Here is an 11,886-nt window from a genome sequence, read left to right as displayed (position 1 = left end):
ATAAAAAAGCCTCAAATCATCTAAACTTGAGGCTTTTTTTTATTGAGGTTTGAACTCTTCTAAATTATTTTTTTGAGTGTTTTGACGTTCTTTTTCTTCTTTGGATAATTTATCCTCAAGATTATTTTTAACCTCATCCAACATCTTTTTCATTTTTTCTGGTTGCATCATATAATACTTGTAACTTTCTTGGAAAGTATTTATTGAAACATCATAAGCATTCAAAATGTCTACTGCGTCTTTCGCTAAAACAAGGCTTTGATCTTCATTTTGAATTGGATACATTTGCAAACCTTGTTGGCTAATGTATAAATCTGTCAAAATATCTATCATATCAGACTTTCCGATAAGATCTTTTGGTTTTTCATAATTTTTGGGAGCACAACTAAATACTCCTAAAAATAAAATAATTGCTACATACAAATACTTCATAATTGTCCAAATATATGTCTTATTCGCAACGAAATTACGCCAAAAACAGCTTCCCCAATAATATCAGAACTAATTTTTGACTCTCCCAACGTTCTGTCCGTAAATATAATAGGAACTTCTTTTAGTTTAAATTTCTTGATCCATGTTTTGTATTTCATTTCAATCTGAAATCCATAACCTTTAAATTTAATTTTATCTAAATCTAATGTTTTTAAAACATTTGCACGATAACCTACGAATCCTGCTGTTGCATCATGAACAGGTAAACGCGTAATAACACGAACATATTTTGAAGCAAAATAAGATAACAAAACTCTGTTCATAGGCCAATTAACAACATTAACGCCATTAGAATAGCGAGAACCAATTGCTAAATCAGCACCATCAGCCAAAGCTTGATACAAACGTGGCAAATCATTTGGATTATGAGAAAAATCGGCATCCATTTCGAAAATAAATTCGTAATTATTGGCTAAAGCCCATTTAAAACCATGTACATAAGCACGCCCCAAACCATCTTTTGTTGTTCGAATTTCTAAATACAAACGCCCATTAAACTCAGGAATTAAACGTTTTACAATTTCGTTTGTTCCATCAGGAGAACTATCATCAACAATTAATACATCAAATGCTCCGTCAGCCGCTAAAGCAGCGCGGATTATAGCTTCTATGTTTTCTTTTTCGTTATAGGTCGGGATAATAACTAATTTGTCCGACATAAATATAATTTTGTGGGCATAAAGATAGTTATAAGATTGTTAGGGTTTTGTATTTTTGAAAAAATTATGAAAACAAACGATTTAATCTCAATAGGAAAAAACACAGTTGGCAATGACACTATTCTTATTACTTTGATAATGTGTTTATTATTGGTTTGTGCGACAAAATATTTGTTTGCGAAAAATTTTAAGACGCTAACAAATAAAAACGAATACATGAATTTTACGGACGATAATACGACTCTGTTTAGTTTTATTGTAAATGCTGTAACAGTTTTATTGATCAGTGTACTATTGGTTTCTTATTTTGATATTAATTATAACCACCTCCCGAACTTCAACTTTTATTATTTATCTCGTATAGGAATAACCTTTGGAATTATTAGTATCATCATGCTTTTCAGACTATTGATAGAGATCGTTTTTTATAAAGTATTTTATGAATCTAGTTCTATTCTCTATTTTATGAAAAGTTCGAGTTATGTAAACGCTAAAAATGTTTTGCTTTTATTAGTTATTTGCTTTTTATTTTTTTATACCCAAATTAACAAAGATTATTTAATCATCATCGGTTTTATTTTGTTGTTTTTGAATAGAATATTTGAGATTTATAGCATTTACGCCAAACAAATTCATAAGAATAAATCAATTTGGTATTATAATATTTTGTACCTTTGCACCCTAGAAATTTTACCTATTATGGTTTTAGCAAAGCTGTTAATTGTTGGTAAAGTAATCTAAAATTACTATGAAAGTTAAATCAATATTAGTATCACAACCAACGCCTCAGGCGGAGAACTCGCCATACTACGAGATTGAAAAAAGTAATAAAATCAAAATTGATTTTAGACCATTTATCCAAGTTGTCGGAATAGACGCAAAAGAAGTTAGACAACAAAAGATTGATTTTAGCAAAGTTACTGCAGTTATTTTTACGAGTAGAAATGCAATTGATCACTTCTTCCGCCTTGCAGAAGAAATGCGTTTTACCGTTCCTGATTCTATGAAATATTTTTGTGAATCTGAAGCGATTGCCTTCTATTTACAAAAATACATAGTCTATAGAAAACGTAAAATTTATATTGGAGAAAAAGTATTTGCTGACATGGTGCCTTTGTTTAAAAAGCACAAAGAAGAAAACTTTTTATTACCCGCATCTGATGTTTTGAAACCAAACGTTCCTACTTTATTAGATAGCTTAGGTTTAACATGGCAAAAAGCAACTTTGTTCAGAACTGTATCAAGTGATTTATCAGATTTGTCTGATGTAAAATATGACATTCTTGTTTTCTTTACACCTTCTGGTATTAAATCTTTATTTGAAAATTTTCCAGAATTTGTACAAGACGATACGAGAATAGCAGTTTTTGGAAAATCGACAGCAGATCAAGCAAAAGAGATGGGATTACGTGTAGATATTGAGGTGCCAACACCACAGACACCGTCAATGACAATGGCATTAGACAAATACGTTAAAGAAGCAAATAAATCTAAATAAGATTGCTTTTACCCTTCTCTCTAATAAAAAATACGTACATTAAAGAGATGGAAAAAACATGGGAAATAAAAGAACAAGCCACAACTGAGGTAATTAAGGATTTAAGAGAATCACTTAACATTTCAGAGGTTCTTGCTATTTTATTAGCTCAACGTGGAATAACGAATTTTAGCCAAGCTAAATCGTATTTCAACCCCTCTTTAAAGGAATTGCATGATCCTTTTTTGATGAAAGGAATGTCTGATGCAGTTTCGCGTATCAAAAACGCTATAGATGACGAAGAAAATATCTTAATATTTGGAGACTACGATGTAGATGGAACGACAGCTGTAACATTATTTTACGAATTTCTGACTTCTATCTACTCGAAAGTCTTTTTTTATATTCCAGATCGAAACAACGAAGGTTATGGCATCTCTCAACAAAGCATACAATTTGCTGTAGATCATAACATTTCACTGGTTATTGTGTTAGATTGTGGCATAAAAGCTCATGAAGAAATCAACTATGCACAATCAAAAAAAATAGATTATATTATTTGCGATCACCATTTACCAGATCGTTCTGTGCCAAAAGCCTATGCTGTTTTGGATCCAAAACAAAAAGGTTGCCGTTACCCGTACAAAGAGTTGAGCGGCTGTGGAGTTGGATTTAAATTAGCACAAGCATATACCGAAAAGTTTAACCTTCCGAAAGAGAATCTTTTACCACTTTTAGATTTAGTTGCTGTAAGTATTGCGGCTGATATTGTACCCATTACGGGTGAAAATCGCATCTTAGCTTATGCAGGTTTACAACGATTAAACTCTGAACCTCGTTTAGCATTTCAACAATTAATTCCGACCAATATTAAAAATAATGTCAACATTTCGAATGTTGTTTTTTCAATTGCGCCAAAAATTAATGCCGCTGGACGAATAAAACACGGTTCTGAAGCTGTTCGTTTTATGTTGAGTACAGACGAAGAAGATTGTCGTAAATACCTGAATGACATAAATTCTTTGAATAACGAACGCAAAACGTTGGACCTTGACATGACACATGATGCGCTATTACAACTAAATCAAATCAATACAGATGAAAAATATTCGACAATTGTTTACGATTCTTCTTGGAATAAGGGAGTCATAGGAATTGTTGCTTCGCGTTTAGTTGACTTGTACTACAAACCGACGATTGTATTTACGAAAAACAATGAAGGAGAAATAGTAGGTTCGGCACGTTCTATTCAAGAATTTGATATTCATTCTGCTATTGCAACCAACAAAGATTTGCTAACTCAATTTGGTGGACATATGGCGGCGGCTGGTTTAGCAATGAAAGAAGAAAACTTCGAGAAGTTTAAAATAAAATTTGATGAAACGGTAAAAGAAATGTCGAACGGCAAACACTTTACACCTTCTATTTTGATTGATAAAGAGATATCGTTCAACGACATGACACGTACTTTTTTAGAATCTGTGATGCGTATGGCTCCTTTTGGTCCAGAAAATATGAATCCTGTTTTTCTGTCAAAAGATCTATTGGCAACAGATTTTAGATTAGTTGGTAAAGAACATGCACGTTTGTATGTACATCAACGAGATACGCGTATTACATTTCCTGCAATAGGTTTCAAATTAGGTAAATTTGGTCCAAAATTAGAGAAAGGTCAATCGTTTGATATGGTTTATACTATCGGGATGAATTATTGGCAAGGAAAAGGAACTTGGCAATTAAACATCAAAGACATTCGTTTCAACGATTAGTGATTTCCTTCAACAATCAAAACCATTTCACCTTTTAAATTTCTTTTTTCGGCAATTTCAGCCAATTCTGTTAAAGTTCCACGTAATGTTTCTTCAAACTTTTTAGAAATTTCTCGTGATAAACTCGCTTTACGTTCAGCGCCAAAATTTTCAGCTAAATCTTTTAAAGTTCGTCCTATTTTATGGGGAGATTCGTAGAAAATCATTGTTTTCTTTTCATCTACTAATGAGTCTAATTTAGATTTTCGTCCTTTTTTTACAGGTAAAAATCCAACAAAAGTAAATTCGTTATTTGGTAATCCCGAAACAACCAAAGCAGGAACAAAAGCTGTTGCGCCTGGTAAACATTCGATAACAATATCATTTGCAACACACTCTTTCGCTAACAAATAACCTGGATCAGAAATACCTGGAGTTCCAGCATCTGTAATAATAGAGATAATTTGACCATCTTTTAACTGACGAATAATATCTTCTGTTGCTTGATGTTCGTTGTGCATATGATAACTACGCATTGGAGTAGAAATTTCGAAATGTTTTAGTAAAATACCACTATTTCGCGTGTCTTCAGCAAGAATCACATCCGATTCTTTTAGCACATCAACCGCTCTAAATGTCATATCTCCTAAATTTCCGATTGGCGTCGGAACCAAATATAATTTTCCACTCATGCGACAAAGTTAAGAAGTAATTTTAAAAGAAAAAGTCAACTTATTAGCTGACTTTTTATATTATTTCAAAATATCTGCTAAATCTGCAATATCTTCAGCCGAAACCTTGTCTAAAATTTTATCTAAATCTGTTCGTGGAATATCTAATTTCGAATCAATTACCAATACATTACGCAAGCCATTAATCCCAAAAATCATTTTCTTTACACGATCACCATCTTCTTGTAACGAAATATTCAAACGACTATCTTTTGCTTTAAACTTTACTAAGTTTTCGTATTTTTCACCACGCATTGACGATTGCAAATCATTCATGATTCGTTTTTGCTTTCCTTGTCCTGCATCGCTAACTACAAAAACTTTAGCTGATTTCAAATAATTAAATAAATCTGTTCCGCCTGCTTTTCCAGCTAATTTTAGCGCAAAAGATGGTAAAGGAATTACGGTAGACTGATTGTCATATTTTTTGTAGAATTCTTGCATATTACTTGTTGTTCCACAAGATTGCAACGTTAGCAAAACTGCTATAAAAGATAAACTAATTATTTTTTTCATTATGTCCTATTTATTGAGATGCGTTTGCAACTACAACTCTCGTACCGAAAATTATAAATAAGATAAAATCATTTCGAAAATAAATGAATCATCTAATCCAACCATTTGTTCTAATTCAACAATTGAGGCATGTTCGATAAATTCGTCTGGATAGCCATTAATGGTGATATTTCCTTTGTAATGAATTGAATTCAGAAACTCTAAAACTCCACTCCCAAAACCACCTTTTTTGATTCCATCTTCAAAGGTTAAAATAGTCGAATATTTCAATGAAATAGCTTTTAAGCGAGATTCGTCTAAAGGTTTAATAAACGGGAAATCAATCAAAGCTACTTTGTCTTGAAGATGATGTTGAATGATAATTTCTTCTATTCGAGAACTAATTAAACCAGTTGAAAGAATTGCTATTTGATTCCCTTCAAAAATGATTTCAGATTGACCGATTTCTATTTTTTCGACTTTAGAATTATAGGTTTGGATATTATTTTTTGGATAGCGAATTGCAAAAGGATGTTTCGTGAATTGTGCTGTATACAAGAGATTTTTGAAATTTTTTTCGTTTCGAGGAGAAGAAACAATCATGTTCGGAATTTCGCGTAAATACGCAATATCAAAATAACCATGATGCGTCGCACCGTCTGTACCAACGAATCCTGCACGATCGATACAAAAAACAACAGGTAAATTCTGCAAAGCAACATCATGTATCACTTGGTCGTATGCACGCTGTAAAAATGTGGAATAAATCACGCAATACGGAATGGTATTTTGCGTTGCCAAACCAGCTGCAAATGTCACTGCGTGTTGCTCCGCAATTCCAACATCAAAAACACGATTAGGGAAATCTTGATGACATTTTACCAAATTACTTCCTGTTAACATTGCAGGTGTTATCGCTACAATTTGAGGATTATTTGCAAGTAATTGATACATCGTTTCACCAAAAACATCTTGATACGATTTTTCCCTTTTCTTTGATTTTATTTCACCTGTTTCCTTATTAAATAAACCTGGTGCATGCCATTTTACTTGATCAATTTCGGCTTGTTCGTACCCTTTTCCTTTGGTTGTTTTGATATGTAAAACTTTTGGACCTTTGATTGAATCTGCTTTTTCAAAAGCATCAAATAATTCCTCAAAGTTGTGCCCATCGATTGTTCCAATAAAATTTAAACCAAAATTGGTAAAAATATTTTCTGATTGATTTTCTAATGATTTAAAATGTTTTTTCAAACCACCAACCGAAGGATCAATTCCAATATCATTGTCATTCAAAATCACTAAAACATCTAAATTGGTTGAACCAAGATGATTCAACGCTTCCAAACTCATTCCAGATGTTATCGAAGCATCACCAATAATGGCGATATGTTTTCTATTGACTTGATTGATTTTATCTGCGGTTGCCATACCAACAATTGCAGAAATTGAAGTAGAAGAATGTCCTGTTCCAAACGTATCAAATTCACTTTCTAAGCGAGCTGGAAAACCAGAAATGCCATCTTTTTGACGAAGCGAATCGAAAATTTCTTTTCGACTAGTCAAAATTTTATGTGGATAACATTGATGTCCAACATCCCAAATCAACAAATCATTTGGTGTATTGTAATGATAATGCAAAGCTATTGTCAATTCGATCACACCTAAACTCGCGCCTAAATGACCCGGTTTTACGCTTAAAGTATCCAAAATAAATTCTCGCATCTCATAAGCTAACTGATTTAATTGAGACGTTTCAATAGCCCTAAGTTCCTTAGGATGATTGATTTTTGAAAGTAAATTATCCATTATTCTTTTACAAAATTACATTTTTCTGAGGAATAATCCGTATCTTTGCATGTTACAAAATTTAATGTAACATATGTTCCAAATAGGAAAGACCCTTGTATCTGAAGAACTACTAAATGAAGATTTTGTTTGTAATCTAAACAAATGTAAAGGGATTTGTTGTGTAGAAGGTGACGCTGGTGCACCTTTAGATGAAGACGAATTAACAATATTAGACGATATTTATGAAGATGTAAAACCTTATTTGCGTCCCGAAGGAATTGCGGTGATTGAGCAAGAAGGTAAGTACACAATGGATACCGATGGCGATTGGGTAACGCCTTTGGTTAATAATCGCGAATGTGCCTATTTGGTATTCGAAGAAAATGGTTTTTCGAAATGTGGAATAGAAAAAGCCTACGAAGACGGAAAAGTGGATTACAAAAAGCCCATTTCGTGTCATTTATATCCAGTTCGTATTAAGGAATATTCAAATTTCACTTCTGTCAACTATCATGTGTGGGATATTTGTGCAGATGCTTGTACCTTAGGAAAAGAATTGAAAGTAAATGTCGCAACGTTTGCTAAAGATTCATTGGTCCGAAAGTTTGGGCAAGAATGGTATGATGAATTAATGGCCATTCAAGAAGAATTAAACAACCAAAAAAAGTAAAAAATTTATGTCTATAACAAGAGCAAGAAGATCTACTGACGCTATTGAAAGATTATACATCTCTATGCGTCATTTATTTCATAGAGGAGTGTACCGTCCAAGTGGTGCACCTGGAAAAATACTAAGAAACTTATTATTCGAAATTAATCCTGAAATCTACGGATCGATGACAGACCCAAACAAAGTAGAACTAAGCGGATTGATGTACGTTTTAGATCGTTTACCAGAAGGAATTGTAGAAACACCTTATGTGTCTTTTACATCGGATGAAGGTTACGATCGTTCAATTTTTACACCTATTATTCCTGCCAAACGCCGTCGTTTTTGCTACAGAATTGATGATGATCAAATGAATATCGAAATTTCACGTGGTCGTTCTGATATTTATGATGTATTAACGCACTTAACGTTTTTATACAACGAAGCAGATAAAATTAGAAACAGAGCGTTTAGTAACGAAACTCTTTCTAAAAGTAGAGCATGGGAATTCATCGAAAATGTCGTTTTTAATGAGGCTGAAATTTCTCGTAAAGAGCGTGAAGTTGCCTTGATGCATTTATCGACGATTTTAGGAAGAACATTTGAAGAAACGCAAGATATTCACGAATATTTTGGAACTTCTAATGATAAAGATCGTTTTTTCCGTATTGTTTATTGGATGGGTTACACAAGTCAACAAGATCGTATCGGTACAAAAAAACGCGAAATTACATTCACTTCAACTTTGCGTGAATCGATTGGTCACCATATGATTGGAGAAAAATGGGCAAATGCCATCAAACGTGTATTATTCGAAAATAATCTTCAAGATAAAAACATTCATATCATCTCTGCAAATATGCACAGTGTATCGAATATGTTGTACGCATATGATGGATTGAAAAGAAAATACAAAAACGATGGTGTAGAAATTTACGAAGATTTAAGTGCTGCAAATAACAAAATGCTTCGCGATTCGTTAAATGAATACACACAACAAAATGGCTTAGTTTACATCAAAGATCAATCAGGAACAAATATCGATGTTCAAATTATTGATTTATCGAAAGTAAACATAGCAAACTCAGCATTTTCTTATGCAAAAGATAAGAATAATGAAGTGATTATTGTAATGGATTATGCATTTGGAGAACAAGCATTCGAAGCGATGGACGAGTTATTAAAACCGTATAAAGTTGATGAAGCAAAGTTCAAAATGAATGTGAAATCTGTTGCGATTATGGGTAAAGCTGGAATTCTTGAAGGAATAAAAGGTGATATCATGATTGCGACAGCCCACGTTTTCGAAGGTACAACAGATAACTATGTTTTTGATAACGAATTATCAGCTGCAGATTTCGAAGGCCAAGGTTTAGGTGTGTACGAAGGACCTATGATTTCGGTTTTAGGAACATCATTGCAGAACAAAGACGTTTTAGAATATTTTAAAAATTCGTCTTTCCAAGCAATTGGATTAGAAATGGAGGGAGCACATTACCAAAAAGCAATTCAGGTAGCATCTAAAATTAGACATCATATCGATAAAGATGTTAAAGTGATGTATGCTTATTACGCTTCGGATAATCCGTTAGAAACAGGAAGTACATTGGCTTCAGGTGGCTTAGGATTAACAGGTGTAAAACCAACTTATCTAATCACGCAAAAGATATTAGAAAAAATTATTAAATAATTTCAATGAAAAATTTTTCCATTTTAGGCTACGGTCATATTGGACGTGTACATCAACAAGCGATAGAAGAAGCTGAAAATGCACAATTAATCTCGGTTATCGATTTTAATTTACCCGAAGATTTACCAATCAAAGGTTATTCTACCCTTGAAAGTTTTCTGAACGAAGATCAAGAAACAGATGTAGTGGTCATTGCAACACCAAATGGTATGCATCGCGAACACGCTATTCGTTGCCTAAAAGCAGGAAAAAATGTCTTGATTGAAAAGCCTATCGCTTTAACAGTAGAAGATACAAATGAAATCTTGAAAGTTGCTGAGGAAAAAAAACTTCGTGTTTTTACCTCAATGCAACTTCGTTTTTCTCCAGTTGTACAATACATAAAAAATTTACTTGACAACAATTCTTTAGGGAAAGTTTTCATGGTGAATATTAATTGCTATTGGAACCGTAACAAGAATTATTACAAATTGCGTGAATGGCACGGAAATCAAGAAATGGACGGTGGAGTATTATTTACCCAATTTTCTCATTTTGTAGATATCATGAATTTTTGGTTCAACGAAGTGGTATGTACCAATGCAAAAAGTTTCAATTTTACGCATCAAGAAATTACGGAGTTTGATGATTCTGGCTGTGTTGATTTTATAGCTGATGATACAATTGGACACATGATTTATACAACTTCTGTTTTTAATAAAAATTTCGAAAGTAATATTACAATCATTGCAGAAAAAGGAACAATTAAAATTGGAGATCAATACCTTAATCAAATGATTTATTCCGATCTCAAAAATGTATGCTGTTCCAATACAATTTCAACCGATCAAAAGAACTTTCATCCCAATGCAATTGCAGAAATTTCGGAAGCCTTAATCCACGACAACAGCTCTTTATTAGATGGAAAATATGCCGTTAATTTAGTTCAATTCATTTCAGATGCAAATCATTTAGCAACTCAAAATAAACAAGAAGTTAAAACAAAAAACTATGAAATTTCACACTCGTAAATGGGTAAAACCAGAAGATCTCAATCCAAACAAAACACTTTTTGGAGGAAAACTTTTGGCTTGGATCGATGAAGAAGCTGCATTATACAGTATTGTTCAACTCGAAAATTCGCATGTCGTCACAAAACACATGTCCGAAATTAATTTCATGTCATCTGCCAAAGAAGGAGATATTGTTGAGATTGGAATAGAAGTCGTAAAATTTGGAAGAACTTCTTTGGTTTTACAATGTGAGGTTCGAAATAAAATGACCCACGAAACCATTATTACAGTTGACCGAATAACAATGGTTAATTTGGACGAAAACGGTTCTCCAAAACCTCATGGAAAAACTCAAGTCGAGTACGTCATTGATCGTTTAAACAAAGGATAAATATAAAAGTCGAAATTAACATTTCGACTTTTTTTTGCTCTCTATTTTTCTACTAAAAACAAAAAAACTTCCCGATACGAGAAGTGATTTTGAGAAATGATATAAATTAACACATGAGGATTATGTTGATACAAAAGTAACTCTTCTATTTTCTTACTAGCTTAACTAAATATTATCTGTTTGTTAAATGAAAATTAAATAATAAACAATGGACATTTATTACTGTAGTATTGTTATTAAACAACAATTTAGATGATTAGGCATTAATTTAAATTTGTAACGGAACAAAACAATTTTACAAGATTTGCAAACTATGTAACACAATTTAGCGACGGTTCTGATGAGTGGGATTATGAGCATAAAAAAGCCAAATCCCAACGGTGTAAGTCTATGTAAACAGTGAGCCTTACGGGTTTAACTTCAAAACTATACCCCAACGGTGTCGACTTTGTAAAAACAGTGAGCCAAACGGGTAAGATTATTTAATAATATAAAGTTAATCAAATTACATAAAAACAAAAAACCTCATCATTTCGATTTGAAAGATGAGTTTTTTTTAATGTTTTTAAAAGAGGTTTAAAACCAGTTTAAAATATGTTTTTCTTTAATTGTTGGCAAAATGTCGGCAAAAAATAAAATAAAAAAGGTTGAAAATCAAATAATTAACAACCTTTTTCAGTACTCGGAGTGGGAATCGAACCCACACTCCAAAGGAACACGAGTTTGAGTCGTGCGCGTCTACCAATTCCGCCATCCGAGCCTTTATGGACT

At 32.7% G+C, this 11,886-nt stretch carries 12 protein-coding genes and 1 tRNA gene; 7 read left to right on the top strand and 6 right to left on the bottom strand.

Annotation, left to right across the window (positions count from 1 at the left end):
• Window positions 1–39 precede the first annotated feature (39 nt).
• Both IF125_RS02595 and IF125_RS02590 read right to left on the bottom strand, forming a co-directional pair.
• Window positions 40–432 (bottom strand): DUF4296 domain-containing protein, encoded by a 393-nt coding sequence (locus IF125_RS02595; protein ID WP_171623029.1) that lies wholly within the window; start codon window positions 430–432, stop codon window positions 40–42.
• Window positions 429–1,151, bottom strand: coding sequence for a polyprenol monophosphomannose synthase (locus IF125_RS02590; RefSeq protein WP_225541410.1), 723 nt, complete (start codon window positions 1,149–1,151; stop codon window positions 429–431). The genes IF125_RS02595 and IF125_RS02590 overlap by 4 nt, the downstream gene beginning before the upstream one ends.
• 66 nt (window positions 1,152–1,217) lie before the next feature.
• On the opposite strand from IF125_RS02590, the gene IF125_RS02585 reads away from it, so the two are divergent.
• Genes IF125_RS02585 through recJ form a run of 3 tightly spaced genes read left to right on the top strand, consistent with a single transcriptional unit; the run spans window position 1,218 to window position 4,397 of the window.
• Entirely contained in the window at window positions 1,218–1,892 is a 675-nt protein-coding gene (locus tag IF125_RS02585; RefSeq protein ID WP_225541409.1) for a DUF4271 domain-containing protein, read from the top strand.
• A gap of 7 nt (window positions 1,893–1,899) precedes the next feature.
• Window positions 1,900–2,649: a uroporphyrinogen-III synthase gene (locus tag IF125_RS02580; RefSeq protein WP_171623026.1), complete on the top strand. Its 750-nt coding sequence runs from the start codon at window positions 1,900–1,902 to the stop codon at window positions 2,647–2,649.
• A 47-nt stretch (window positions 2,650–2,696) separates the two neighbouring features.
• Entirely contained in the window at window positions 2,697–4,397 is a 1,701-nt protein-coding gene (gene recJ, locus IF125_RS02575) for a single-stranded-DNA-specific exonuclease RecJ (protein WP_171623025.1), read from the top strand.
• On the opposite strand, the gene rsmI is transcribed toward recJ, so the two are convergent.
• The 3 genes from rsmI to IF125_RS02560 are packed head-to-tail and all read right to left on the bottom strand — an operon-like array spanning window position 4,394 to window position 7,411.
• Window positions 4,394–5,068, bottom strand: a complete 675-nt coding sequence (gene rsmI / locus IF125_RS02570; RefSeq protein WP_171623024.1) for a 16S rRNA (cytidine(1402)-2'-O)-methyltransferase — start codon at window positions 5,066–5,068, stop codon at window positions 4,394–4,396. The genes recJ and rsmI overlap by 4 nt on opposite strands.
• Window positions 5,069–5,128: 60 nt before the next feature.
• The gene (locus IF125_RS02565; RefSeq protein WP_225541408.1) at window positions 5,129–5,623 is read right to left on the bottom strand and encodes a DUF4252 domain-containing protein; all 495 of its coding nucleotides are present in this window, start codon (window positions 5,621–5,623) and stop codon (window positions 5,129–5,131) included.
• A 51-nt stretch (window positions 5,624–5,674) separates the two neighbouring features.
• Complete coding sequence (locus IF125_RS02560; RefSeq protein WP_225541407.1) at window positions 5,675–7,411, bottom strand: 1-deoxy-D-xylulose-5-phosphate synthase; 1,737 nt, start codon at window positions 7,409–7,411, stop codon at window positions 5,675–5,677.
• A gap of 73 nt (window positions 7,412–7,484) precedes the next feature.
• Here IF125_RS02560 and IF125_RS02555 point away from each other — a divergent pair, with 73 nt between their 5' ends.
• The 4 genes from IF125_RS02555 to IF125_RS02540 are packed head-to-tail and all read left to right on the top strand — an operon-like array spanning window position 7,485 to window position 11,115.
• Window positions 7,485–8,063: a DUF3109 family protein gene (locus tag IF125_RS02555; protein ID WP_171623020.1), complete on the top strand. Its 579-nt coding sequence runs from the start codon at window positions 7,485–7,487 to the stop codon at window positions 8,061–8,063.
• 7 nt (window positions 8,064–8,070) lie between these two features.
• Window positions 8,071–9,732, top strand: a complete 1,662-nt coding sequence (locus tag IF125_RS02550) for a DUF6909 family protein (protein WP_225541406.1) — start codon at window positions 8,071–8,073, stop codon at window positions 9,730–9,732.
• 5 nt (window positions 9,733–9,737) lie between these two features.
• Window positions 9,738–10,742: a Gfo/Idh/MocA family protein gene (locus IF125_RS02545; protein WP_225541405.1), complete on the top strand. Its 1,005-nt coding sequence runs from the start codon at window positions 9,738–9,740 to the stop codon at window positions 10,740–10,742.
• Window positions 10,723–11,115, top strand: coding sequence for an acyl-CoA thioesterase (locus tag IF125_RS02540; protein ID WP_225541404.1), 393 nt, complete (start codon window positions 10,723–10,725; stop codon window positions 11,113–11,115). Before IF125_RS02545 ends, IF125_RS02540 begins: the two co-directional genes overlap by 20 nt.
• Window positions 11,116–11,794: 679 nt before the next feature.
• Here the strand turns inward: IF125_RS02540 and IF125_RS02535 are convergent.
• Window positions 11,795–11,875 (bottom strand) — tRNA-Leu (locus IF125_RS02535).
• Between the last annotated feature and the right edge of the window lie 11 nt (window positions 11,876–11,886).

The organism is Empedobacter stercoris (assembly GCF_020281205.1).
GTDB classification, from domain to species: Bacteria; Bacteroidota; Bacteroidia; order Flavobacteriales; family Weeksellaceae; genus Empedobacter; species Empedobacter stercoris.
Note: the sequence above shows the minus strand (reverse complement) of the source record. Positions and strands in the feature narration are given on the sequence as shown.

Coding starts and splice junctions, on each gene's coding strand:
- IF125_RS02595 (WP_171623029.1), bottom strand. CDS start 432: ATGAAGTATTTGTATGTAGCAATTATTTTATTTTTAGGAGTATTTAGT.
- IF125_RS02590 (WP_225541410.1), bottom strand. CDS start 1,151: ATGTCGGACAAATTAGTTATTATCCCGACCTATAACGAAAAAGAAAAC.
- IF125_RS02585 (WP_225541409.1), top strand. CDS start 1,218: ATGAAAACAAACGATTTAATCTCAATAGGAAAAAACACAGTTGGCAAT.
- IF125_RS02580 (WP_171623026.1), top strand. CDS start 1,900: ATGAAAGTTAAATCAATATTAGTATCACAACCAACGCCTCAGGCGGAG.
- recJ (WP_171623025.1), top strand. CDS start 2,697: ATGGAAAAAACATGGGAAATAAAAGAACAAGCCACAACTGAGGTAATT.
- rsmI (WP_171623024.1), bottom strand. CDS start 5,068: ATGAGTGGAAAATTATATTTGGTTCCGACGCCAATCGGAAATTTAGGA.
- IF125_RS02565 (WP_225541408.1), bottom strand. CDS start 5,623: ATGAAAAAAATAATTAGTTTATCTTTTATAGCAGTTTTGCTAACGTTG.
- IF125_RS02560 (WP_225541407.1), bottom strand. CDS start 7,411: ATGGATAATTTACTTTCAAAAATCAATCATCCTAAGGAACTTAGGGCT.
- IF125_RS02555 (WP_171623020.1), top strand. CDS start 7,485: ATGTTCCAAATAGGAAAGACCCTTGTATCTGAAGAACTACTAAATGAA.
- IF125_RS02550 (WP_225541406.1), top strand. CDS start 8,071: ATGTCTATAACAAGAGCAAGAAGATCTACTGACGCTATTGAAAGATTA.
- IF125_RS02545 (WP_225541405.1), top strand. CDS start 9,738: ATGAAAAATTTTTCCATTTTAGGCTACGGTCATATTGGACGTGTACAT.
- IF125_RS02540 (WP_225541404.1), top strand. CDS start 10,723: ATGAAATTTCACACTCGTAAATGGGTAAAACCAGAAGATCTCAATCCA.